The sequence below is a fragment of the Pinibacter aurantiacus genome (genome assembly GCF_019130065.1).
Taxonomy (GTDB): domain Bacteria; phylum Bacteroidota; class Bacteroidia; order Chitinophagales; family Chitinophagaceae; genus Pinibacter; species Pinibacter aurantiacus.
Genome location: NZ_JAHSPG010000017.1, coordinates 37,082 through 60,825 on the forward strand (window position 1 = coordinate 37,082; position 23,744 = coordinate 60,825).

The window sequence follows — 23,744 nt, forward strand, 5'->3', positions numbered from 1 at the left end:
TGAAAATTGAAAATTGAAAGTTGAAAGTTGAAAGTTGGGAGCAACTTTTTTTACTTTTTACTTTTGATTTTTGACTTGCTTAAAACCTCGTCGTTACTCCCGCAATCATCCACAGATCATTCTTCACGGGCGTCGTTTCTTTTATGTACACTTCATTGCCGGATTGAAAATATCTTGCTTCTACTCTAAACAATACTTTGTCTGTTATGTTCCAATTATAACAAAGACTTTCGCTGAAACTGTTGAAACCAATAACGTTAGTAACAGGCTGCACGATTACACCGTCTTTGTCATCGAAATATTCTACCCGCGCAGATAGTGAATGATGCTTTGAGAATGAATATTTGAGGGCTGTATTAGCCTGCCACCAATAACTATTTCCCATAGTATTATCATCTGTTAGTCTTTGCTGCAAACCACCATAGACACATGCAGCAATGCTGACTTTTTCGGAAGGGTTCCAAACGGCATATAAATCAGTGAAATATCTTGTTCTGTAATCAGGGTGCGCTGCCGAACTTTCATCTCCTATGTAGGTATCCCAATCAAGCGTAAGGTGTTCATTTGCGTTTAGCTCAAGATTTGATCCAAAACTCAAAGAATTGTTTACATCCGAAATTTGCTGCCAGCCATTGAGTAAATACAAATTAGCTGAAAGCTTCTTACTTAATGGCAAAGAAAGCCTTGCTCCCGCCTGGTAATAAGGCGTATTTTCCGCGCCATAAGTTCTGGTATATACCAACTGGTTGAATGAAAAAGCGGATTCATAGGTATATGGCGAAGGCAGTATGCCGATATCCAGCCAGATGTTCTTTTTGGCAAATGGTTTGAAGCCGGCATATGCTTCAACGATATATTTCAGCGATCCGGTTTCCGCTGCATAGTTAGCATTCATATAGGTACCAAATCCCGGAGCCAGCGTGGCTCTTAGTCTTTCCGAGCTGTATTTAAATGAAACGTAAGCAAAGTTCAAATTCACTTCATTATTGCGTGAATGTGAAACAAAGTATGGTCTGTCCTTCGTTTGCAGTTTATTAAAATCATAACCGTAATAAGCGTCAATATTGCCTTCGATAGTAAGTGTTGATTTGTTGGTAGTGTCAATATTGATAACGGTTTGAGCTTCTGTTTTTGCGTATAATAAAGCCAATATAGCTGTAGTTAAAATTGTTCTTTTCATTTGTAAGTATTTAGGAAGGCATACGGATGACGCTGACTTAACTGATTTGCACTGATCTTTTGTTGGGCAGTCAGCAAAATTGTATTAATCACTCTAACAAATCGATCAACTAATGACTCGAGTATTACGTTGGTAAACTATTAAAGAAATCCGTGTAAATCAGTCAAATCAGTGTCATCTGTGTGCCATTGTATTTATTGCATTTCGTCTAATGTTGCATTCAGTTTAAGCACATTTACTTTTGCAGGACCGAACATGCCGAGCAATGGTTTTACGGTTTGTTCGTCAACCAATGCGTTAAGTTTGTCTTCAGAAATATGTCTCGCTGCTGCGATGCGTTTTACCTGAATTTTTGCGCCTGCAGGAGAAAGATCTGGATCTAATCCACTACCGGAGGCGGTTACTAACTCTGCGGGAATGTCTTCTTTTTTTACTCCCGGATTGTGCACCAGAAACGTATCGATCCTGTCTTGCACTGTTTTCAAATAGTCAGGATTGGTTGGCCCTTTGTTGGAACCTGCAGAACCCGCTGCATTGTAATCCACTGCAGATGGGCGGCTCCAGAAGTATTTGTCCTCCGTAAACTTCTGACCAATGTTTGCGTAACCAACCACTTTTCCGTTAACGCTAACGGTTTCACCATTTCCCTTGCCGCGGGCCAGTTTGCCAACGGCAGATAAAAACAAAGGATATAAAACAGCAAGAAGGACAAGTAATACCGCTGTTAATTTTATTGAAGTAAGAAGATACTTTTTCATGATTTTTATTTTTTAAAACTTGTAGGTGCTTCGCACCTTTTTTTGCCACAGAGGCACAGAAGAACAGAGGATAGTATAAACCGCTTATCAAGCTTCAGTAAAATTCAGTGTCCTCTGTGCCCCTGTGGCAAATTGGTTCTACATAAACACTCCCAGCACCACATCAATCAACTTGATTCCTATGAACGGTGCAACAATACCTCCAAGGCCATAGATCAAAAGATTTCTTCTAAGCAGTGCACTCGCTCCTATTGGTTTATAAGAAACGCCGCGCAATGAAAGAGGAATCAGCATCGGAATAATGATCGCGTTGAAAATTACTGCTGATAATATCGCACTCTCCGGACTTTTAAGATGCATGATGTTCATTGCTTGCAAAGCAGGGATTGATGTAATAAACAATGCAGGGACAATGGCGAAATATTTGGCTACATCATTGGCGATGGAGAACGTAGTGATGGTTCCTCTGGTAATTAGTAGTTGTTTACCAATTTCAACGATCTCGATCAATTTAGTAGGATCGTTATCAAGGTCCACCATGTTGCCCGCTTCTTTCGCCGCTTGTGTACCACTGTTCATCGCCACGCCAACATCTGCCTGGGCAAGTGCTGGTGCGTCGTTGGTACCATCACCCATCATCGCAACAAGCTTACCTGTATGCTGTTCTTTTTTGATGTAGTTCATTTTATCCTCGGGCTTTGCCTCTGCTATAAAATCGTCCACACCTGCTTTTTCAGCAATGTATTTTGCGGTCAATGGGTTGTCACCTGTTACCATTACGGTCTTCACTCCCATTTTTCTTAAGCGCTCAAAACGTTCGCCGATGCCGGGTTTGATGATATCCTGCAATTCAATCACACCTTGCACCTGGTTGTTTTTGCTCACCACAAGCGGGGTTCCGCCATTTGATGCAATGAGCTTAACTCTTTCTTCAGTTTCAATAGGGAACGGATTACCTGCTTTTGATACTTGATTTTTAATGGCATCGAATGCGCCTTTTCGGATCTTTTCATTGTCAAAGTCAACACCGCTGCTTCTTGTTTCAGCAGTGAATTCTATAAATTTTGGCTGACTGTGTTTTGATAATAAAACTTGTCTGTAGTCATCAATGTTTTTAGGAGAGCCATTGCTGTTTACTGCAAGTTCTACAATTGATTTTCCTTCCGGCGTTTGATCGGCAACAGAGGCCAATGCACATGTTTCGATAAATGTTTTGGCATCTATGCCTTTTACCGGCCAAAAGTTGGTGGCTTTACGGTTACCGATGGTGATGGTACCCGTTTTATCCAACAACAGCGTGTCAATGTCTCCCGCTGTTTCAACCGCCTTACCACTTTTAGTGATCACGTTTGCACGTAGTGCGCGGTCCATGCCGGCAATACCAATGGCACTTAGCAAACCACCGATGGTTGTAGGAATAAGACACACAAACAATGAAATAAATGCAGCGATGCTAATAGTGGTGTTGGCATAATCTGCGAATGGTTTCAATGTTACGCAGACAATGATAAAGATGAGTGTAAAGCTTGCCAGCAAAATGGTCAGCGCGATTTCATTCGGTGTTTTTTGCCTGGATGCACCTTCTACCAATGCGATCATTTTATCAAGAAAGCTTTCGCCTGGCTCAGTGGTGACGCGTACTTTGATGTGATCGGATAATACTTTTGTACCGCCGGTTACAGAAGATTTATCACCACCAGCTTCGCGTATTACGGGCGCAGATTCGCCGGTGATTGCGCTTTCGTCAATGGTAGCAAGACCCTCAACTATTTCACCATCCATTGGAATAATATCGCCTGCATCGCAAACGAAGTAATCGCCTTTTTGCAAACGGGATGATGAAACGATTTCAATTTCGTTGGTGAAAATTTCACCTACAAGATTTACTTTTTTCGCGGGTGTTTCTTCGCGTGTTTTACGTAAACTGTCGGCTTGTGCCTTACCTCTTGCTTCAGCAATGGCTTCAGCAAAGTTTGCGAACAGCAGCGTTAAAAACAAGACAATAAAAATGGTAAGGTTATAACCAAAGTTGCCAATGGTTTTGTCTTTTACTGTATACGAATAGATCGTTACCACCAGCATTACCAGCGTTCCAATTTCCACTGTAAACATTACAGGATTGCGGAACATGCTGCGTGGATTGAGTTTTATGAAGGATTGCGCAAGAGCTGGTTTGATAAGCTCAGTAGCGAACATTGATGATTTCATTTCAATTAATAATTAATAATTAAAAATTAATAGTGTGGCATAAAAAGAGTCGTTGATTATTGCTTTGAGTATAGCGTATTAATTATTCATTATTAATTATTAATTCGCTCCGCGCAACGCTTCCGATATCGGGCCCAGTGCCAGCGCAGGGAAATATGATAACGCATTGATGATGATAATTACCGCCATGGTCATCATTCCAAATGTCAGCGAATCTGTTTTCAGTGTTCCTGCAGACTCAGGCACATATTTCTTTTTTGCCAGCAAACCTGCAATGGCAACCGGGCCGATAATCGGAAGGAACCTGGCGAGTATCAAAACAAAACCGGTACTTACGTTCCAGAAAATATTGTTGTCACCCAAGCCTTCAAAACCGCTACCGTTATTGGCATTGGCCGAAGTGAACTCGTACAGCATTTCGGAAAATCCGTGATAGGAAGGGTTATTCAGCCATGCCGAAGGTTTTACTGCCCAGGCCATGTCTCCGTGATGTGCTACAAAATACGCTGCCAGCGCGGCGCCTCCTTTGATAAGAAATGCAGACAACAATGTTACCAAAGCGGCGATCTTTACTTCACGCGCCTCTACCTTGTGTCCCATAAACTCAGGCGTACGACCAACCATCAACCCAGATATAAAGACGGCTATAATGATGTAGATATAGTAGTTAAGAATACCCACGCCGCAACCGCCATAGAATGCATTGATCATCATCCCCAGCAATTGCATCAATCCTGAAACCGGCATGCTGCTATCGTGCATGGAGTTGACAGAACCCGTAGAAATAACTGTGGTGATGATGCTCCAATAACCGGACGCAGCCGGCCCAAAGCGAACTTCTTTTCCTTCCATGGCGCCTGTTGGCTGACTGACGCCAAGTTTTGCAATCGCAGGACTACCACTTATTTCGGAGACCATTGTTGGCACGAGTAAGCAAAGCATACCGATGGTCATGATACCAAATATTACATACGCAAATTTTTTCCGTTTGATATACAAACCCATTGCAAACAGCATGGCTATTGGAATGACTGTTTGTGCAATCAATTCGAGCATACTGGTGAAGTAGTTTGGATTTTCCAGCGGGTGCGCAGAGTTGGCACCGAACCAACCACCTCCGTTTGTTCCGAGATGTTTGATGGCAACCATTCCCGCAACAGGGCCGCGAGAAACGCCTACTGTATCACCTTGCATTGTTACAATGGTGTCTTTTCCTGCAAAGCTGGATGGCATACCATTGAAGGTGAAAAGAATTGCGATGATGATACAAACCGGCAATAATATCCGGGTAATTGTTTTGGTAAATATTTGCCAGAAGTTACCAAGGTTGTTGGTTGTTTTGGCTTTTAACGCATTGAAAACGCCTACCAGGGCTGCGATACCCGTTGCCGCACTTACGAATTGCAGGAACGTTACTACAAATAGTTGCGTTAGATAAGTTACGCCTGATTCCCCTGAATAGTGTTGCAGGTCACAGTTTACCAAAAAACTGATGGCTGTGTTAAATGCGAGATCAGGTGTCTGGGCCGGGTTGCCATCAGGGTTCAACGGCAGTTTATCCTGGAATAATAACATGAAAAAAGCATACACGAACCATAGCATATTTATGGTGAGCAATGCTTTTAAAAATTCTTTCCAATTCATTTCTTTCTGAGGGTCAATACCACAAAATCGGTAGATGAATTTTTCAACCGGGTTCATGAAATCGGTAACTGTTCTTTCTACTGCAAATACTTTTGCGATATATCTGCCGAGTGGTATTGCCAATAGTACGGTTATGATAAAGGTGACTATCACACCTGTTAGTTCTGTGTTCATTTTGAGATTTTTAGTGACTGAGTAACTGAATAACTGAATAACTGAGTTGTAGAATGTTGAAGATGATTTTTTAAATGCCAACTTTCATCTGCTCTACGTTGAATAACAGAGTGATTGAATACTAACACGGTCGTCGACCTGAAATTTCAGTTATTCAGTTACTCAGTTATTCAGTTATTAGAATTTTTCTGGTTTTACAAGCACATACACCAGGTAAACAAATACGATAATCGAGATAGCGAATAATGTGTTCATAGTAGTTGTTTTTAGGGTGCTTAAATGTTTTCAAACCAATCAACAGATTTGAAAAAAATATAAAAGCAAATAAGCCCTGCGAGGCATAATAATAATGTGATCATTTTGGGTGTAAATTGAAATTTGGAATTGTTGGTTTTCTGACTGCCGTTTAGCTTTACCCTTGCGGTGGATCATTCGTTTTCATTGTGTATTGTTTGACGCTATATTGCCAAACGAAATGCCACAGAAAAGAAAAATGGAGTGTGATTGAATGAAATGCAGTGGGGATAGCCGTTTGGGGAAATTTTATAAGAATTTGGCATAACGGCCAAATGCGAAAAACCCTTCCATTTTGGAAAGGTCATTGTCAAAATGGAAGGGAATGAGGCTTCGACAAGCTCAGCCTGACAGCGACAAGCTCAGCCTGACAGCGACAAGCTCAGCCTGACAGCGATATGTTCGACCTGACTTCGACAAGCTCAGTCTGACACTCTGCTTTTGCTGTCAGGCTGAGCTTGTCGAAGCCTCTGATAATTAAACAGCGTGTTACTTTTTTACTTCCACTACTTTGCGTCCGTTGAATTTGTACGTTTTGCCACCAATCATCATTTGCTTTCCTTCTTTTAACATGGTAAGATCCACAACATCTTCGTTTAAAAAATGAAGTGATCCGCCCGTGAGCAAAGCAACCGTAATGCAATCAGGATTTACGCCTATCATGTTGTCGCCACAGACAACCACTTTTACCGGCTTGTGAATGTCTTTTGCCAGCACTATATCACGCATTGGAGCCCAATTGTCTGCCAACAGCACAACGTCGTTACAATCAGGAAACATTTCAATGGCTTTGATGATGGCTTCGCAGTCATTTTCTGGCTCGTCTCCCCCATTTCCTTTGCGCATTGAATTTTTAATAAAAGATGCTGCAGTTTCAATGTTAACATACTCCTCGCCATATATTCCACCAGTCGAACCGATCTGTTTCTGGTTATCAGCTTTGATGCCGCCGTCGTTAAAACAAACAAGATATTTGACAGACGAATCTTCATTGTGTAATGCCAGCCAGGAAATTAACTGGGCCGTATACCGCGACATACTACCGGTAACGTCAGCAATTACAAGCGCATCTGCAACTGGAATTCTGTTTAAAACAGAAGGAATGGTTCCGTTTATTGTTGAGCGTTCGCGGGAAGGGCCTTTTAACGGATCATCTTTCGCAATAACTACCATCGGACTTAATACCAGGAATACGGAATCGCTTTTAATGGCCAGCTCCTGCGGAAAAACCAACAGGCCATCCTTTCTTGCAGTTTCTGTCGATATTTTAATGAGCGTGTCTTTTTTGGGCCAAAATAGTTTTTTTACCAACTTTTCATCATTGGTAAGTATTTTGATTGGTCTTCCCGCATACTCTCTGTAGAGGTTCGCATTTTTTCCGTGAATAACATCCCAATGACGAATCTTGTCTGGTGCCACGCTGTCCTTTATTGGCGGGGGTTTGCGAAGTTGTTTAACTACACTGTCTATGTATGCAATTTCGGTTTCAGTGTCTTCAGGTTTGTATTGGGGACGATAGTTGATCACCCATCCATGCAAAAGACCGAGCGATGATTCTTTATCTTTTCCATCCAGTTGACGTATCATTTGCCAACTGATAATGTTGTCGTGAATATTGATGGGAATAAGATTCAGTAGATTATTATATCGCTTTCTATTCAAAGGTTTCAAGTCCTGCGAAGAAGGGTAATCTGTGAACACCAGGTCGACGGACAATATCTGTGCGCCTTTTAGTTTCCATATTCCGGTAGTGTCTAAAATATCTGGCTGGCCGAAGTTCATCTTCAGCAAAAGGCTCTCGTTGCTTTCTGTAGGTTGTGTATATTTTGGAACAAGAATAACACGATTGTCCAAAAGCGAATCAATGAACTTGCTTCGCTGGGCATTGAGCAAGAGTGGTAATAAGGCAAGCAAGAGGCACGGTAGTGTTTTCAATTGAAAATGGTTTGTGTTTGTTTTGAATCTTCACATTTTTTTTCACCACTAAGGCACTGAGGACACAAAGCCTCACTTAGGTGTACAATTTACGAAAAATCAATAGAATGCTGTATCTTGATGGAACGCCCGCCTGAATGATATGTCGGGCAGGCAGATTTTCATGATTGTCATGATTTTCATGATTTTTAATTGGTTATCCAAGTCGCTGACCAATGCGATACTGCTGAAGTGTGCGACGCAACGATGATCAATTTTTGTACCACTGCTGATCCCAAAAAATCTTCACCAATCATGACAATCATGAAAATCAGCGTTCCTTCTCTTACCTCAAAATGCGTTTATGAAATTCATTTTCTCAGCAATAGTTTTTACACTATTACTTTTCTCTGCAGCGTTCGCACAGAAAGTTGACAGCGGTTATTTTAAATCGTTCGACAGCACCCGCATTTATTATGAAGTACATGGCAGCGGCTATCCGATAGTGATGGTGCATGGGTTTGTGGTAAACGGAAATTCGTGGAAACGCAGTTCGTTGTTTACTGATCTTATGCAGAAAGGCTACAAGATCATCACCATGGATCTGCGTGGCAATGGAAAGTCTGACAAGCCAAAAAACGACAGCGCATACATGAATGATGCGGAAGCAAAAGACATTATGGCTTTGCTCGATTATTTACACATCAATCTTTATCATCTCATCGGCTATTCGCGCGGCTCGATCATAAGTACGAGACTAATGGTAAAAGACAAACGGGTGGACAAAGTGGTGCTGGGTGGAATGGGCGCCGAGTTCACCAATCCCCAATGGCCGAGACGGGTATTGTTTTACAGAACGTTGAATGGCGATACGCTGCCTCCTTCGCTTGAAGGGTTTATGAAATTTGCGAAACAAACAGGACTTGATACCAAAGTGTTGGCGTTGATTCAAAAATATCAGCCTTCGACGAGCGAGGAAGAATTGGCCAGGTGCAAGAACAAGGTGATGGTAATTTGTGGCGATGAAGACAAAGATAACGGCGATGGCAGGGAGCTGGCGAAGTTGATACCCGGTGCGACTTTTGTTGAGGTGCCCGGCGTTCATAATACCACTATGCAAACAAAAGCCTTTTCAAATGCAGTGATTTCTTTCCTGGAAAAATAAGTGGGCGACCTGGAAAAACTCCAATATGTAAAACCCGTACGAGATTTTACCATTGGTGAAAACGTGTTAAGGGATGCGAAGCTTCAACATGTTGTTGCTGAATTTATAACAAATTTCTATGCTTTAAAATGTGAAGTGTTACTATCGTTGCGACCACAAATAGCAACACAATACGTTCTTTTCGTGCAGTTTTCATGCTTTACACAAGATGGATTTACAATCATGCAAAGCAAGGCTGAATCTTTAGTAGGGCATGGTCAAAGAAGACATATTTTTTATATAATAGGTTAAAAACAAAAAAGGTTGTTCGATATAGGAACAACCTTTTTGCATGAAGAGGTAAGCCGTTGTTAGTTAGTGCTTTTCTGCTGTTTCGTATTGATCGTAGAACCGTTTCTGATCTCATCTGTCGCTACATTAATTACCTGATCACCCGGATGTAAGTCTCCGAAAACTTCTATTTTGCCGTCTGATTCACGTCCTTTCTTAACATCTATCCATTCTGCTTTATTATCCACTACTTTAATTACAAATATTCTTTCGGTGCCATTTACCAATGCGCCTTTCGGTACAATGAAAGTGCTGTCGTTTGCAGGCAAAGGAATCTTAACTTCAGATACCATGCCCGGCAGTAGTTTTTTGTTGGTGTTGTCAACGTCCATCTCCACCCTTTCAGAGCGCAGGCGATAATCCAATGCCCCTGCCAGGCGTTTTACTTTTGCTTTGAAAGATTCATTGGGCAAAGCCTTTACTGTAAAGTTCACTTCGCTTTTATCATTTAAGAAACCGGTGTAAGCTTCGGGAACAGACACCACTAAACGAAGTTTTTTCTGCTCCTGCAAAACGAACAATGGAAACTCAGAACCCTTTCCGCTAGGGCCTGCATATGCACCCAGGTTTGCGTTACGAGCACTGATCACGCCGCTGAATGGTGCGTGGATTTCAAGATAGTTCCTGGTTTCTGCAATTTCCTTGTAAGCAGATTGTGCAGCATCTAGTTGCGCATGGTCAGAGTTCATTTTTGCCAAAGCCTGGTCAAGATCGTTTTGCGAAACGGTTCCTGGCGTTTGGCTGGTTTCAAACAAACGGTTATATGTTGCTTTGCTGGCAATGTAAATGGCTTCGAAAGATTTTAATCTTGATTGGGCACCTGCCAATTGCGATGTCAATTCCGGCGCTTCCATTGTTGCAAGGAGTTGTCCGGCTGTTACCTGCGACCCAACGTCAGCATATAATTTTTTTACAAAGCTGTTTACTTTAGCATATATGTCTACCTGTTGGTAGGCGATCAATTCACCGGGCACAGAGAGTGTCGAAGACAAATGTCCCTTTTCAAGACTGAATGTTTCCAATGCCGGTGCCGCCTCTGCTTCTTTCTTTTCTTTTTTATCATCCCCTGTTTTTGCTTCTGAAGAAGTGCAACTGTTTAAGGATGCGATTACCAGTAGCGACAGGAATAATTTTCCTGCATTTACCGGTGAAAGATTTTTACGAAACAGGTTGTTTACTAAGTGCGTCATTTATAGATGTTTGTCGTTTTTAAAAAATTGTAGAGACAAGGCATTGCCTTGTCTTTCTCGCATTATTCGGGTGTTTCCGGAGACAAGGCAATGCCTTGTCTCTACGCATTTTCCAATTCAGGAATAAAATGCTTGCTTTCTTTATCCTCCGGATCCAGTGATACAGATGCTGTAGAAGCTTTTCCCTGCACCCATGAGAACACCAAAGGTAAAATGAACAGCGCCGCGAATGTAGAAGCAATCAAACCTCCTATTACTGCGCGTCCCAGTGGCGCCGCCTGATCTCCGCCTTCTCCCAAACCGGATGCCATCGGGATCATACCTACTACCATCGCCACACTCGTCATCAGGATCGGGCGTAAACGCAGTGATGCCGATTCTCTTGCAGACTCAAGCGCGTTGCCATTGTGCATCCGCAAATGTTCTGCATTGGTGATCAATAATACTGAGTTGGCAATCGACACGCCGACCGACATGATCATTCCCATGTAGGATTGCAGGTTAAGTGTTGAGCCTGTTAACTTCAGTAGCAACAGCGATCCAACCAACACCGCAGGAACGGTTGACAGTACCACAAACGATACTTTGAATGATTGGAAATTCGCTGCGAGCATCAGGAAGATCACAATGATTGCAGTCAGCAAACCTGCTTGCAAACTATCCAGCGTTTCAGTCAATATCTCGCTCAGGCCTTTTAGATTAATGGTTAAACCGCGTGGCAATGTGCCAATTGATGCAATGGCTTTGCTCACATCTTTTGTTGCCGTTCCAAGATCTTTCTTGTGAATGTTCGCGGTTACAGACAATACAGGAATAGAACCAATGTTGTCATTCTCGCCATAAGTGGTATCTGTTTGAATCGACGCCACGTCGCCCAATACAGGGCGCTGTGCATTTTTCGTTACGGGAATTTCGTTGATCTCTTCAACGCTGTTCATTTTGTTTTCTGGAATTTGCACCTGCACGTTATAACTCAAACCAACTTTTTCATCGAGCCAAACACTTTTTTCTGTGTAACGTGAAGATGATGTTGACGCAATTAACGAACGCGAAATATCATTTACATCTACACCTAATTGCGCCGCCCTGTTTCTGTCTATATTGATGTTGATCGCAGGGTACTTGATCGGTTGGCCCAACTGCACGTCGCGCAGGTAAGGGATTTGCTTAAGTTTATCGATCACCTTCAGTGCGTACTCTTCATTTTGCTTCTTGTTCTTACCGGCAATCTTTACTTCAATTGGCGTTGGCGATCCCTGGCTCAATATTTTATCGGTCAGCTCGATTGGCTCGAAAGATAATTTTACATCAGGCATTTCTTCTGCCACTTTGTTCCTGAATTTTTCTTTCAGGTCATCGAGGTCCACTTTGTAATCTTCATCAAGTGCCACCTGCAGTACTCCTTCCTGCGGCCCGCTCATAAATAGGTAGATCGGGCTCGTGGAGAATTGCCCCGGGTGCGCACCCACAAAAGCTGATGTAACTGCAATGTTCTTCTTGCCTACCACTTCATTCAATATATCCAGTGCTTTCACCATTTTTTCTTCTGTTCGCTCAAGCCTTGTGCCATCCGGCGCACGCATTCTCACCTGGAACTGACCGGAATTTGCCTTGGGTAATACGTCCCGGCCAATAGTAGAGATGAGGAGAAATGCTGCCCCGCAGGCAAGCAGAACATATGCAATTACAACAGGTTTTTTATATGGCAATATTCTATCGAGAAATTTCATAAACCGCATTCTGAATTTCTCGAATCGTGTGACTTTTCCGTTGCCGTTAAAATCTTCTTTACCAGCAATCGCGTGTTTTTGGTTCCAGGTATCTTTTTCAGAGTCTGCTGTTAAACCCGCTTCTCTAAATTCCTGCGCATCTGTTTTTTCTTTTCCATGATGGCTCTTCATTAACCAGTTTGCCATGATGGGTACAAATGTTTGCGCCAGCAAATAAGAAGTGATCATGGAGAAAGCAATGGCCAATGCCAACGGCAGGAATAATGCACCCGGTATGCCTTTCATGGTAAATGCCGGAGCAAATACCGCGAGGATACAAAACAGGATCAGCAATTTGGGAAATGCAATTTCCTTACATGCATCCCATATGGCGAGCGCCTTTGGCTTGCCCATGGCGAGGTGCTGGTGTATGTTTTCTATCGTCACCGTCGACTCATCGACGAGAATACCAATCGCAAGAGACAAACCGCTCAAGGTCATGATATTGATGGTTTGATGGAACAATGACAGGAACAACACGCCAGATATTATAGAGACAGGTATAGTTAAAATAACGATCAATGCGCCGCGTGAATCGCCGAGGAACAACAACACCATCAAACCGGTAAGGACCGCTCCTATCGCGCCTTCAGTGATCAAACTCTTCACGGCATTGATCACGTAAACAGACTGGTCAAACTCGTAAGACAATTTCACATCTTCTGGAAGCAACGCCTGGAAACGAGGGATGGCTTTCTTTAAATTTTGTACGACTTCCCATGTAGAGGCATCTGCAGATTTTGTGATGGGAAGATAGATGGAGCGCTTGCCATTTACCAACGCATAACTACTGGTAATGTCGGCTCCATCTTCTACAGTTGCAACGTCTTTCAAATAAAGGTTTTGAACGCCTCCTTTAAACAACGGAATGTTTTCAAAATCCTTTATGTTCTTTATGGTAGTATTTGTTGGAGTAATATAATTGATGTCACCAATTCTTACATTACCGGAAGGTGTAGCCTGGTTGTTGATCCGCAATGCTTCTACAAGTTGATCCGGAGTAAGATTGTGTGAACGCAATAATTCAGGGTCGGCTTTGATCACCACTGTTCTGGTGTTACCACCAAAAGGTGCCGGTGCAATCAAACCGGGAATGGATGTAAATGATGATCGCACATAGACGTTCGCCATATCCATCAATTCGTTGTTGGAACGCTTGGCGCTGCTCAATACAAGCTGTCCAACGGGAAGTGTGGAGGCATCGAAACGAAGGATAAACGGCGGTTGCGAACCAGGCGGAAAGATTGCCTGTGCCCGGTTGGAGAACGCCGAAACTTCTGCTGCGGCCTGCGCCATGTTGGTGCCTTCGTAGAAAGTTAATTTCAACAAAGACAAGCCTTGTATGTTCCTTGTCTCGATGCTTTTAACACCGGACACATACAACAACAGGTTCACGTATTGCTTACCGAAATACGCTTCCATTTGGTTAGGTGTGAAACCACCATAAGGGTGTGAAATATAAATCACCGGCAGGTTAAGATCCGGAAAGATATCCACCTTGATATTTCTTATGGAGTTGATACCGAAGAAGAAAATACCTGCCACCAATACAAGAATTGTAATCGGCTTTCTGAGTGCACTTTTTATTAATCCCATGAGTTTGTTTACATGTTTTCGTTCGTAAGTTTCAGGCGTGGCAATCGTGAATGGTCAATCGTGAATCGTGAATAGGTTTAGTGTGCATCATTCACGATTCACGTTTCACCATTCACGTTTTTCGACAATCGGCAACCCATTCACGATTGACGATTGACGTTTCACGACTTCTTAGAACTCGTTAATGAATAATCCAAAATCCCCGCTGGCAGCGGCTTTCAAAAGAAGCGCCTGCCATACGTTGCTGTAGGCAATGTCTCTGTCTGTTTCTGCTCTGTTCAACGTGTATAAAGCCTGCGTTACATCTACGATATTGCTTAACCCGTTTTTGTACATCACGCTTTTTTGCAAATAGCCGTCAGATGCAGACTTTACCTGTATCGGCGCTTCTACATAATTGGCCAATGCGTTTTTGATCTTTGTTTCAGATAATATTTTCTGATCCCTCAATCGCTGATCTATCAATTCATATTCGTCGTTCAATGCTTTGGAAGTAAATTTTTGTGCTTCTACCTGTTGATGGATACGCAACGGATTGGTGATGTTCCAAACCATGCCCACGCCAAGCAGATAGTTGCCTCTTGTCGGATTCACACCATCCCAGTAACCACTTGAATATGCGTTTAACTTCGTTTGTCCGTAATCGTAATCAAAGCCAGATCCCTTTGTTTGCAAAACACCAAACATTGAAAAGGTTGGATAATTGAAGGTGTGAAAATATTTTGCCTGCTCGTCGCTTACGGCAACACGGCTTTTATAATACTTTAGCAACGGATGGTCTTCCGGCTTTAAAGAAGAAGAATCGTTGATGGCCGAAGGGATGCGTTTCAGGAATAAACTGTCAAGATAAAACTCTGTTGGCGCAACGCCCATCATTTGTGCAAGTACATTTTCCTGCTCCTGCTCGTAATCAAGCGCCCTGGTCAGAGAGATCTTTGCATTGGAAACTTCTGCATTTGAAAGAGATGAATCTACACCGGCATTCAAACCGTTTTTAACTCTTGTTACCACTACGTTTCTCAGCGCTACTGCCCGGTCAAGATTGTTTTGTTCTGATTGGGCAAACCTTTGCGCAGCGAGCAAGTTTAAATACGCTCCTGCTACCCTTACCTGCTGTTGAAATTTCTCCTGTTCCAGATCATTTTGATCACGATCTAAAACAGAAGCGCTTACTTTCACTTTTTCCTTCGCCCGGCCAAACGTAAAGAAGTCCCAGTTTACGTTGGTGAGATACAAAGCTCCAAACGCTGCATTCCAGTTCTGGGATTCCAATGCAGGGCCAGCTGATGCTACACTCAAGCCTTTGTATCCGTATGATGGGCCACTTTGGCCGTTGATGGTACCATAATCTTGTTGAAATGAAACATTTAGGTCTGGAAGATACTCTCTTTGCGACTGCTTAACATATGCTTTGGACGCATTTACATAATTTGCTTTCGCTTTTAATGTGGCATAGTTCTGTAATGCCGTTTGTATTGCTTCCTTCAGTGTTAAAACCTGTTGTGCTCTGGCAGGTAACGCAAGACCACTAAACGATAAGACCGTAAGAAAAAAGAAACTCCTTCTGAGCATATTTGATGTTTGATACATATTGGTACACCAAAATTAAATAAACATGTATATGAGCAGAATGAATTAATTTTGTAAAAACCATTAGTTATTTTCATGATCAACGTAGGACTGCACCACTTCAGGCTTGTAGACACAATCGTAAAAGAAGGTACTTTAACAAAGGCCGCAGATACTTTATTTTTAACCCAGTCTGCACTCAGTCATCAGCTCAAAGAATTGGAAAATGAGGTGGGGGTAACAATCTTTCACCGCAAAGGAAAAAAGCTGGAGCTTTCACTCGAAGGCAAAAGGTTTTTGTGTAGCGCAGAAAAAATCCTCACTGAATTAAAATCTCTTGAGACAGATCTGCACAACTTCAAAACCGGCGATATCGGGACGTTGAAGGTTACCACACAATGTTACACTGCCTACCACTGGTTGCCACCGATCATTAAGTATTACAAGAAAATGAGCCCGGGTATCGACATTCACGTTGTTTCAGCAGCAACACATCTTCCTCTTGAATATTTGTTGAAAGGCGATCTTGATGTGGCGATCGTTCGCAACAAAATAGACAATCCGCAAATTCACTACGAACCTATCTTCCAGGATAAACTGTTTGCAATTGTTTCGAGGGAGCATCCTTTAGCAAAGAAAAAATGCATAACCATAAAAGATTTAGAGGGTGAAGAGTTGTTCCTTCACTTCTCGAATCCTGCAACAGGCAATATTCCGATCGTCGAAAACCTTATGCAGGAACAAGGTGTAAGGCCTAAACACGTTCACCGTATTCACTATACCGATGCGATCATTGAAATGGTAAATGCCAACATGGGCATTACTGTTATGGCCGACTGGATCGTGCAACCATACCTGGAATCAAAAGATATTGTTGCCAAGCCAATGCCGAAGGAAGTCGCAAGCCGTACATGGTACGCTGCCTCGTGCAAACAAAATATCGTGGTGAACAATTTCCTGGATTGCTTAAAACTGCACTTTGATAACATTCACATTGAAGTGGAAAGTGGCAAGAAGGAGAATGTATTTTCGAATAGTCTTATTCAGCAGTTGATGCTTAATGAGTAGTTAGGAATTAGAAATTAGAAATTAGGAATTAGGAATTAGAAGGGGATGTAGATATTCGGAGATTCTTAGTGTATATAAGTGTGCTGAGTGCCTTAGTGGTAAATATTTCGAACGTCAACTTCTAACCTTTTTATAAACTATAAGACTCGCAAATGTGCTGGTGTTTTTTTCACCACTAAGACACTAAGGACACTAAGTTTCACTAAGGGTTTGCAAAAACAAATCAGCGCTAAACTCAAAACAAAAAGGTCGCAGAAAAACTGCGACCTTTCAAATATCTCATAAAATGCTGCACTTCGCGTTTGCACGGGAGACGCATTCAATGCGTCTCTACGGAGTGGCTAATTTTCAATTTTCAACTTTCAACTTTCAATTTCTCTTACGCTCTTCCAATATGTCTTAAGAACGACACATGTGAAGCAACTGCATAGCGAACTTTTGTGTATTCGATGTATTTGATGCCATATTCTTCGCAAGCTTGTTTGATGATCTTGCTGATGGCAGGATAATGTACGTGTGAAATTTTTGGGAACAGGTGATGCTCTATCTGAAAGTTAAGGCCGCCTACCAACCAGCTAACCACTTTGTTTTTAGTAGCAAAGTTTGCGGTTGTTTTCAATTGGTGGATTGCCCACTCATCATCCAGTTTGCCGGTGTCTTCGTTTGGCATTGGGAAAGAAGTATGCTCAACAGTGTGCGCCAATTGGAACACAATGCTCAATACAAATCCTGCAACCAATGTAACGATGAGGAAGCTTATCAGCCAATCTGTAAAGCCTACCATATAAATTGGCAAACCAATAAACAGAAAAGCATGAAATAATTTAAAGCCCCAAAACACAAGGTGATCAGACATGCTCATCTTTTTCAATTGCATGGTGCCCACCTTTGATTTAAAATATTTTTGATAATCCAGAACAAAGATCCAGAAAAAATAAAGCAAGGAATAAAAGAACCAAAAGTACAAGTGCTGGTATTTGTGCATCTTGTATTTCTTTTGAGTAGAACTCATACGCATCCAAGGTTGGGCGTCGATATCATCATCTACTCCATCAACGTTGGTAAATGCGTGGTGAATAACGTTGTGCTTCATGTTCCACATAAAGCTGTTTCCACCCAGTATATTTAGCGAGAATGCTGCAATGTGATTTACCCATTTGTATTTGCTGAAACTGCCGTGGGCACCGTCGTGCATTACATTAAAACCAATAGCTGCGATCAGGCAACCCATTATAGCGCTTTCAATGATGCACCAAAAAGCGTTTGGAGTAAAGAACACCAGGTGAATATATACAAAGGATAAACTCACCATCAAAATAACCGCCTTCATAAACAGGCTGTAATTTCCCGTCTGTGATTTACCCACTTCTTCAAAATAGTCACTGATCCTCTTTTTTAACTCAGCGTGGAATGAGTTAGGAACACTGGGAAATTTAGGAATTGCCATCACAAATTCATTTTAAAGTAAGGCACAAAAGTAGGCTTAAGAAACGGACAAATGAGTATTCCGGGAACATTTAATTTTAAACATTGTAGAAATGTAAAATATTTAACAATTAAAATTACAAGGAGATGACTTGTGTTGGTTTTGAATCGAAAAGGCTCAAAAACAATGACTGAATAACTGAGTAACTGAATAACTGAGGGTTGCCAGTATTACGACGTTCAATTATTCAGTTATTCAGTCATTCAGTTATTCCTAGGTCTCATTCTGAATCAGCGCGTCCAAACTTCTGATTCCAATTTTTTTCTCACTTATATAGCCTTCGCCGTACTTCACTCCAATGCGTTTGCCGAGCATGCGCGCCCTGGCGGTTACACTGTCGAGGAAGTCGGGTGTGGAAATGTAGGTAACCGGCTCGTCGTTGGCCTCACCGGTGCTGAAGAATTGCGTGCCGTAGGCTTCGATTGCCTTCATTCTTTGCTCAAAAACATCTGAGATGTCGATGATGAGATCTGGTTCGTGATACCAGTCCTGCAGGTAATGCAATACATATTTCGGGCGCCATTTTTCCTGCGGATTTCCATCCTCGTCATTCGTCTTTACCTTCACCAGGCCTGAAAGAAAACAAGCATCCGCAATCAGGTGACCTGCGCGGCCATGGTCGGGATGACGGTCGTGCAAAATATTTGCAATCACTATTTCTGGTTGGTATTTGCGCAATGCGGTTATCAGTTTTAGCTGATGTTCTTCATCGTTTTTAAAAAAACCGTCGCGCATTTTAAGGTTTTCGCGCACGTGTACGCCCATCACTTCCGCGGCTATTGCAGCTTCAGTATATCGAGTGTCGATCGTGCCTCGTGTACCCAGTTCGCCTTGTGTCAAATCAACCACGCCTACCTTTTTACCATTTTTTATTTCGTTGATCAATGTGCCCGAACAGCCGAGTTCCACATCGTCTGGGTGAACGCCGATTGCAAGTATGTCTAGTTTCATCAATTTTGGAATTTGAAAATTTGAAGATTTGAAAATTTGAAAATTCTTCCAGAGCATCAATCGCTACTTATCTCGCTCAGTCTCAGTGGCGAAAATAAGAAATGCAAAAATAGCGATCTAGGGCATTTTCAAATCTTCAAATTTTCAAATTTTCAAATTGCACAACCTTCCGGTGGCACAAATGTTACAGTCATATCAACCAATTGTAAACTTTTTTTTATGAGTGTAGAGTCCAAACACATTGCCACCTTCCTTTTGGGTGCGGCAGCAGCTTTTGCAGCGCATAAATACATGACGATGACGCCTGAAGAAAAAGAAAAACTTGCCCAAAATCTGAAAGACAAAGCGCATCAATTCAAATCGGAGGCGGAAAATGCAGCCGATAAAGCCAAGGATTATTTCGCAGAACTAAAAACAAAAGGTTCCGAAGCTTTCAAAGAACATTTCGGAGATGTTGAAGGCATGTTCCACAACCTTTTCAACAAAGGCGAAAAGCCGAGTGACACCCCGGAAGCGCCAATCGCGTAAGCGGCAATTTGAAAATTTGAAAATATGCAAATTTGAAAATTCGTTTAATGCATCAGCCATTATTTTCCTTCTGGACATTATAAAGCGGACAATTAGATTGAGGGAATAATTGACCTGAAGCATTTTCAAATTCCCATATTTTCAAATTTTCAAATTCGCGTTTTTTGGGGTATCTTACTAAGTACTAACTCCTTGCAATGAAAAGCGTAGTTCCCGTTGCGGTGATCGTTGGCTGGCTGGCCATAGCCCTCTACTTTGGGAGTGGTGGCATTACAAGGATGGAGAACAACAATCTCATTAAAAAAACGATCGATGTAAAGGATACCGCGAAGGTTGAGTACAATGGAATTTTGTTTAAGAACAGGGTTTCCATGGAATCAATTATCGAAGGAGAAAAAACACAAAAACTCTTTCCCTGGGCAGAATACGTTCCCTCCTACCTCAGTTATATTATCACAGCCTGTTCCTTTGGAATGATCGGTGCACTGATCGCTATTATCCTGCAACTAGCATCAAAAAAATCACGCATAGAAGATACACCCTACTGGTCGTTGCCGGTACTGGGAGCGCTTACGGGCCTCGTGGTACTGGGCCTTTCGTTATTGATACCCAATTTGTTTTTCTCCGGAGAATTGGATGTAAAGCCGGGCGCACTCATGTTTATTTGCTTGTTCAGCGGCATTTATACCGAAAAATTCTATGAAAACCTGTATCTCATTTTTTCAGGTTTATTAAATAAGAAAAAAGAATGAAAGCAATAATTATTAGCTGCGTAGTAATGGCTTGTTATTCTAATCTTGCGGCACAAAATCCCAGCAGCAACCAGGCAAAAACCATGGTCGTGGTGAAGTCACTGCAAAATAATATCTGGAAATACCAGGATAAGGATAAAAAGTCAACTTCATTTTTTTCGATAGATGATAACCAGCGAATGAGTTTGTTGGTCGTAACCGGCAAAGATTCGTTACGCTTTCCCGATTACTATGTTGATTACTCCGAATCGAAGCCGGAAGAAATCTTATTCAAAACAATTATCGACACATTAGGCGCAAAATATTTCTGTTTTGTAAAAGTGATGGTGAAGGATGACAATAAACTAGAAATGAAACAGGCTTACACGATCGGTGAAGACAATAATCAGAAAAACGATTATCAATTTCCACAATATGGTGCTGTAATGGAATACAAACAGATCAACTGCTGCTCCAACCACGATCCGCGCCATTGCGTAAATGGCCTGTCGGAAATGTTGTCGTTTTGCAAAACGAAGAAATGCACGTTTTGATCAATTTGAAAATATGAGAATTTGAAAATTTGAAAATGATTCAGTTCGATCTGTCTAATTCTTTAATATCACTCCTTGGGAACGGGAATAACAAACAACAAATGACGCACCAAATGAATTTTCAAATTTTCAAATTTTCAAATTGTTAATTTTACTCCCTTTTATCCGCTACAAACCTCACCACAGAGCCCACGCCGTTATGAAACAACCCTTCATTTAATTCGATTTCTACTTCGGCCAGTTCGCGGAAATGGTAATTGTCGAAGTCAGCTTTAATTTCCTCAATGGAAAATAAAGATCCGAGATCTTTCGGGCCTCCAACCTTTTCATTTTTCGCGAGATAGTCAAGATGTTTCTTGCTAAATGCTTCAAAAATCACGATGCCTCCTTTACGTAAATATTTGCTCAGCGTTCTGTGATAAAGAGATTTTATATCGGCAGGAAAATGGGCGTAAATAAGGGCAATCGCATCAAACTGTTCGGGCTTGTAGGGTAACTCTTCTAATGTGCCAACCTCGTAATCAATTGACACTTTATTCGCCGCAGCCAGTTGTAGTGCTTTCTTTTGACCTTCAACACTAATATCAAAGGCAGAAACATCCCATCCCTGCATTGCAGCAAATACCGCATTGCGTCCTTCACCTTCCGCCGGAAAAAGGATCGCTCCCGGTGTGAGTTTGGCCAGCTGCTCCTTTAAGTAATTGTTGGGCTTGGTGCCGTAAGCGAAATCCTCGGTTGCGTATCTCTCGTCCCATCTGTTGGTCCATGCGTTTGTCATACTATTGATTTAAAATGTATTGATAATCAGCAAAGCTATCAGAGTTTTCAAATGCCGGTTTACGCTTTAAGAAAAATTATAATGAGCGGGAAGAAAAGCAACAAAGTTCAGTAGCCAAATTCATAAAATAAATTAGCCGCAAATGATATTAAATGTCAGAATTTCAGTTGTTTATTGTTGTTTACTATATTATTTAATTAGATTCTATCGATTAAATAAAAATGCCGGACTCGGAAGTCCGGCACTTTAAAAAGTATCGAGAAAATGTTACACGGCAAATGAAGTTCCGCATCCGCATGTTTTGCTGGCATTCGGATTGGTAAAAGTGAACCCTCTTGCATTCAGACCTTCCTGCCAGTCAATTTGCATACCCATAAGGTAAAGTCCGTGGGATTTATTCATTATACATGAAATGCCATTGATATCGAAAGTCTCATCGTTTTCCAGTTTAGCGTCAAAACCCAGCACATAACTCATGCCACTGCAGCCGCCGCCTTTTACTCCTACTCTCAGAAATTGGGATTTATCGAAACCTTCCGCGTCCATTAGTCTTTTCAGCTCCTTCACTGCACCTTCAGTGAGTGTTACCGGAGCAGTTGTTTCTGTAGTTGTTTCCATGAAGCAAATTTAGGAATAACTGAATAACTGAGTAACTGAATAATTGAATAATTGAGAAAGAATGATACTCCGATTACATTCGGTTATTCGGTTACTCAGTTATTGGGTTATTTTCTTTCTCAATAATTCAATGATTCAATAATTCAACTATTTTCCCGTTTATTTACATTTGCCACAACCAGATATAATAAATACACAATGGATTTCTTAAGTACAACCCAAATGGTTTTAGTAGTTATTGCACTTGCCGTAATAATCGGAGGCCTTTACTTTTTCTATTACCTGCGCGACAAAAAAGAACTGAAAAAGACGGAAGCTGAAAAACCGGCGAGGCCCGAAGCAAATGCGTCAACTTCTCTGCAATTGCAAGCGTATGAAAGGCTGGTGATCCTGGCGGAAAGAATTGCATTGCCAAACCTCATTAGCCGCCTTAATCAACCTGATGCCAACAAGACGGAAATGCAGTTATTGCTGACAAACACGATTCGCCAGGAATTTGAGTACAACCTTTCCCAGCAGATTTATGTTACAGGTCAGGCTTGGGAAGCCATCAGAACATTAAAAGAGCAGAATATTCACCTCATCAACCAGGTGGCATTAATATTGCCGCCAGATGCTAGTGGGCAAGAGCTCAACAGAAAACTTCTTGAAGTGATCATGAGCCAACCGCAGGGTTCAATGCATGGCCTAGTACAGGAAGCGCTGAGTTTTGAAGCGAAGAAGATAATGCAGTAAATGCTGAATGCTTAATGCCTAACGCTCAATGCAACGAGCTGTGTTAGGCGTTTGGCCTTCGGCCCAAAATAAAATACCATGGATCAAAAAAGATCACACCTCACAGTAGAAGCCGTTATCAATGCTCCGCTCGATAAGGTTTGGAAAAGCTTTACTAACGCAGAAGAAGTGAAGCAATGGAACAATGCCTCGCCCGACTGGCACACGCCCAAAGCGCAAAACGATCTTCGGAAAGGCGGTAGTTTTTCTTATCGAATGGAAGCGAAAGACGGCAGCTTTGGTTTTGATTTTGGTGGCGTTTACGATGAGGTGGTGGAAAAAGAACTGATCGAATATACCATGGGCGACGGCAGAACGGTAAAGGTTGTTTTTAAGGAAGAAGATGGTGAAACAGAAATTGTTGAAACCTTCGAAGCTGAGGACGAGAATCCGCTTGAAATGCAACAAGCAGGCTGGCAGGCGATTTTGGACAACTTCAAGAATTACGTCGAACGATAAAAATCA

At 41.9% G+C, this 23,744-nt stretch carries 20 protein-coding genes; 7 read left to right on the forward strand and 13 right to left on the reverse strand.

The window, feature by feature from the left end; translation table 11 throughout:
- Window positions 1-79: 79 nt before the first annotated feature.
- From KTO63_RS23320 to KTO63_RS23345, 6 genes are all read right to left on the reverse strand, one after another.
- Complete coding sequence (locus KTO63_RS23320) at window positions 80-1,180, reverse strand: outer membrane beta-barrel protein (RefSeq protein ID WP_217794385.1); 1,101 nt, start codon at window positions 1,178-1,180, stop codon at window positions 80-82.
- Window positions 1,181-1,374: 194 nt separating this feature from the next.
- A complete protein-coding gene (locus KTO63_RS23325) occupies window positions 1,375-1,938 on the reverse strand; it encodes a K(+)-transporting ATPase subunit C (protein WP_217794386.1) in 564 nt (187 codons plus the stop codon).
- Between the two features lie 138 nt (window positions 1,939-2,076).
- On the reverse strand, window positions 2,077-4,146 hold the full coding sequence (kdpB, locus tag KTO63_RS23330) for a potassium-transporting ATPase subunit KdpB (protein WP_217794387.1): 2,070 nt from the start codon (window positions 4,144-4,146) through the stop codon (window positions 2,077-2,079).
- 99 nt (window positions 4,147-4,245) lie between these two features.
- Entirely contained in the window at window positions 4,246-5,964 is a 1,719-nt protein-coding gene (kdpA, locus tag KTO63_RS23335) for a potassium-transporting ATPase subunit KdpA (protein WP_217794388.1), read from the reverse strand.
- Window positions 5,965-6,141: 177 nt separating this feature from the next.
- The gene (kdpF, locus tag KTO63_RS26565; RefSeq protein ID WP_217794469.1) at window positions 6,142-6,219 is read right to left on the reverse strand and encodes a K(+)-transporting ATPase subunit F; all 78 of its coding nucleotides are present in this window, start codon (window positions 6,217-6,219) and stop codon (window positions 6,142-6,144) included.
- A gap of 528 nt (window positions 6,220-6,747) precedes the next feature.
- A complete protein-coding gene (locus tag KTO63_RS23345; protein WP_217794389.1) occupies window positions 6,748-8,193 on the reverse strand; it encodes a hypothetical protein in 1,446 nt (481 codons plus the stop codon).
- 343 nt (window positions 8,194-8,536) lie between these two features.
- Here KTO63_RS23345 and KTO63_RS23350 point away from each other — a divergent pair, with 343 nt between their 5' ends.
- Window positions 8,537-9,337, forward strand: a complete 801-nt coding sequence (locus KTO63_RS23350; protein ID WP_217794390.1) for an alpha/beta fold hydrolase — start codon at window positions 8,537-8,539, stop codon at window positions 9,335-9,337.
- Between the two features lie 350 nt (window positions 9,338-9,687).
- Here the strand turns inward: KTO63_RS23350 and KTO63_RS23355 are convergent, their stop codons facing one another.
- The 3 genes from KTO63_RS23355 to KTO63_RS23365 form a co-directional block, all read right to left on the reverse strand.
- The gene (locus tag KTO63_RS23355) at window positions 9,688-10,857 is read right to left on the reverse strand and encodes an efflux RND transporter periplasmic adaptor subunit (protein WP_217794391.1); all 1,170 of its coding nucleotides are present in this window, start codon (window positions 10,855-10,857) and stop codon (window positions 9,688-9,690) included.
- A gap of 101 nt (window positions 10,858-10,958) precedes the next feature.
- Complete coding sequence (locus tag KTO63_RS23360) at window positions 10,959-14,222, reverse strand: efflux RND transporter permease subunit (protein WP_217794392.1); 3,264 nt, start codon at window positions 14,220-14,222, stop codon at window positions 10,959-10,961.
- 171 nt (window positions 14,223-14,393) lie between these two features.
- The gene (locus tag KTO63_RS23365) at window positions 14,394-15,794 is read right to left on the reverse strand and encodes a TolC family protein (protein WP_217794393.1); all 1,401 of its coding nucleotides are present in this window, start codon (window positions 15,792-15,794) and stop codon (window positions 14,394-14,396) included.
- Between the two features lie 93 nt (window positions 15,795-15,887).
- On the opposite strand from KTO63_RS23365, the gene KTO63_RS23370 reads away from it, so the two are divergent.
- Window positions 15,888-16,859 (forward strand): LysR family transcriptional regulator, encoded by a 972-nt coding sequence (locus KTO63_RS23370; RefSeq protein WP_217794394.1) that lies wholly within the window; start codon window positions 15,888-15,890, stop codon window positions 16,857-16,859.
- A gap of 379 nt (window positions 16,860-17,238) precedes the next feature.
- On the opposite strand, the gene KTO63_RS23375 is transcribed toward KTO63_RS23370, so the two are convergent.
- Both KTO63_RS23375 and bshB1 read right to left on the reverse strand, forming a co-directional pair.
- The gene (locus KTO63_RS23375; protein WP_217794395.1) at window positions 17,239-18,306 is read right to left on the reverse strand and encodes a fatty acid desaturase family protein; all 1,068 of its coding nucleotides are present in this window, start codon (window positions 18,304-18,306) and stop codon (window positions 17,239-17,241) included.
- Between the two features lie 252 nt (window positions 18,307-18,558).
- The gene (gene bshB1 / locus KTO63_RS23380; protein ID WP_217794396.1) at window positions 18,559-19,296 is read right to left on the reverse strand and encodes a bacillithiol biosynthesis deacetylase BshB1; all 738 of its coding nucleotides are present in this window, start codon (window positions 19,294-19,296) and stop codon (window positions 18,559-18,561) included.
- Window positions 19,297-19,515: 219 nt separating this feature from the next.
- Between bshB1 and KTO63_RS23385 the strand changes: the two genes are divergently transcribed.
- The 3 genes from KTO63_RS23385 to KTO63_RS23395 all read left to right on the forward strand — a co-directional run bounded on the left by KTO63_RS23385 (window position 19,516) and on the right by KTO63_RS23395 (window position 21,109).
- Window positions 19,516-19,824, forward strand: coding sequence for a YtxH domain-containing protein (locus tag KTO63_RS23385; RefSeq protein ID WP_217794397.1), 309 nt, complete (start codon window positions 19,516-19,518; stop codon window positions 19,822-19,824).
- A 197-nt stretch (window positions 19,825-20,021) separates the two neighbouring features.
- The gene (locus tag KTO63_RS23390) at window positions 20,022-20,576 is read left to right on the forward strand and encodes a hypothetical protein (RefSeq protein WP_217794398.1); all 555 of its coding nucleotides are present in this window, start codon (window positions 20,022-20,024) and stop codon (window positions 20,574-20,576) included.
- Window positions 20,573-21,109 (forward strand): hypothetical protein, encoded by a 537-nt coding sequence (locus tag KTO63_RS23395; RefSeq protein WP_217794399.1) that lies wholly within the window; start codon window positions 20,573-20,575, stop codon window positions 21,107-21,109. Before KTO63_RS23390 ends, KTO63_RS23395 begins: the two co-directional genes overlap by 4 nt.
- A 151-nt stretch (window positions 21,110-21,260) precedes the next feature.
- Here KTO63_RS23395 and KTO63_RS23400 read toward each other — a convergent pair whose 3' ends face one another.
- The gene (locus tag KTO63_RS23400; RefSeq protein WP_217794400.1) at window positions 21,261-21,887 is read right to left on the reverse strand and encodes a class I SAM-dependent methyltransferase; all 627 of its coding nucleotides are present in this window, start codon (window positions 21,885-21,887) and stop codon (window positions 21,261-21,263) included.
- A gap of 267 nt (window positions 21,888-22,154) precedes the next feature.
- The gene (locus KTO63_RS23405) at window positions 22,155-22,505 is read right to left on the reverse strand and encodes a HesB/IscA family protein (RefSeq protein ID WP_217794401.1); all 351 of its coding nucleotides are present in this window, start codon (window positions 22,503-22,505) and stop codon (window positions 22,155-22,157) included.
- A gap of 198 nt (window positions 22,506-22,703) precedes the next feature.
- On the opposite strand from KTO63_RS23405, the gene KTO63_RS23410 reads away from it, so the two are divergent.
- Together KTO63_RS23410 and KTO63_RS23415 are read left to right on the forward strand one after the other, a co-directional pair.
- A complete protein-coding gene (locus KTO63_RS23410) occupies window positions 22,704-23,240 on the forward strand; it encodes a DUF7935 family protein (protein WP_217794402.1) in 537 nt (178 codons plus the stop codon).
- A gap of 78 nt (window positions 23,241-23,318) precedes the next feature.
- Window positions 23,319-23,738, forward strand: coding sequence for an SRPBCC family protein (locus KTO63_RS23415; RefSeq protein WP_217794403.1), 420 nt, complete (start codon window positions 23,319-23,321; stop codon window positions 23,736-23,738).
- Window positions 23,739-23,744 lie beyond the last annotated feature (6 nt).

Excerpts from the sequence above, each read along its gene's own strand:
- KTO63_RS23320 (WP_217794385.1), bottom strand. The coding sequence starts at position 1,180 with ATGAAAAGAACAATTTTAACTACAGCTATATTGGCTTTATTATACGCA.
- KTO63_RS23325 (WP_217794386.1), bottom strand. The coding sequence starts at position 1,938 with ATGAAAAAGTATCTTCTTACTTCAATAAAATTAACAGCGGTATTACTT.
- kdpB (WP_217794387.1), bottom strand. The coding sequence starts at position 4,146 with ATGAAATCATCAATGTTCGCTACTGAGCTTATCAAACCAGCTCTTGCG.
- kdpA (WP_217794388.1), bottom strand. The coding sequence starts at position 5,964 with ATGAACACAGAACTAACAGGTGTGATAGTCACCTTTATCATAACCGTA.
- kdpF (WP_217794469.1), bottom strand. The coding sequence starts at position 6,219 with ATGAACACATTATTCGCTATCTCGATTATCGTATTTGTTTACCTGGTG.
- KTO63_RS23350 (WP_217794390.1), top strand. The coding sequence starts at position 8,537 with ATGAAATTCATTTTCTCAGCAATAGTTTTTACACTATTACTTTTCTCT.
- KTO63_RS23355 (WP_217794391.1), bottom strand. The coding sequence starts at position 10,857 with ATGACGCACTTAGTAAACAACCTGTTTCGTAAAAATCTTTCACCGGTA.
- KTO63_RS23360 (WP_217794392.1), bottom strand. The coding sequence starts at position 14,222 with ATGGGATTAATAAAAAGTGCACTCAGAAAGCCGATTACAATTCTTGTA.
- KTO63_RS23365 (WP_217794393.1), bottom strand. The coding sequence starts at position 15,794 with ATGCTCAGAAGGAGTTTCTTTTTTCTTACGGTCTTATCGTTTAGTGGT.
- KTO63_RS23370 (WP_217794394.1), top strand. The coding sequence starts at position 15,888 with ATGATCAACGTAGGACTGCACCACTTCAGGCTTGTAGACACAATCGTA.
- KTO63_RS23375 (WP_217794395.1), bottom strand. The coding sequence starts at position 18,306 with ATGGCAATTCCTAAATTTCCCAGTGTTCCTAACTCATTCCACGCTGAG.
- bshB1 (WP_217794396.1), bottom strand. The coding sequence starts at position 19,296 with ATGAAACTAGACATACTTGCAATCGGCGTTCACCCAGACGATGTGGAA.
- KTO63_RS23385 (WP_217794397.1), top strand. The coding sequence starts at position 19,516 with ATGAGTGTAGAGTCCAAACACATTGCCACCTTCCTTTTGGGTGCGGCA.
- KTO63_RS23390 (WP_217794398.1), top strand. The coding sequence starts at position 20,022 with ATGAAAAGCGTAGTTCCCGTTGCGGTGATCGTTGGCTGGCTGGCCATA.
- KTO63_RS23395 (WP_217794399.1), top strand. The coding sequence starts at position 20,573 with ATGAAAGCAATAATTATTAGCTGCGTAGTAATGGCTTGTTATTCTAAT.
- KTO63_RS23400 (WP_217794400.1), bottom strand. The coding sequence starts at position 21,887 with ATGACAAACGCATGGACCAACAGATGGGACGAGAGATACGCAACCGAG.
- KTO63_RS23405 (WP_217794401.1), bottom strand. The coding sequence starts at position 22,505 with ATGGAAACAACTACAGAAACAACTGCTCCGGTAACACTCACTGAAGGT.
- KTO63_RS23410 (WP_217794402.1), top strand. The coding sequence starts at position 22,704 with ATGGATTTCTTAAGTACAACCCAAATGGTTTTAGTAGTTATTGCACTT.
- KTO63_RS23415 (WP_217794403.1), top strand. The coding sequence starts at position 23,319 with ATGGATCAAAAAAGATCACACCTCACAGTAGAAGCCGTTATCAATGCT.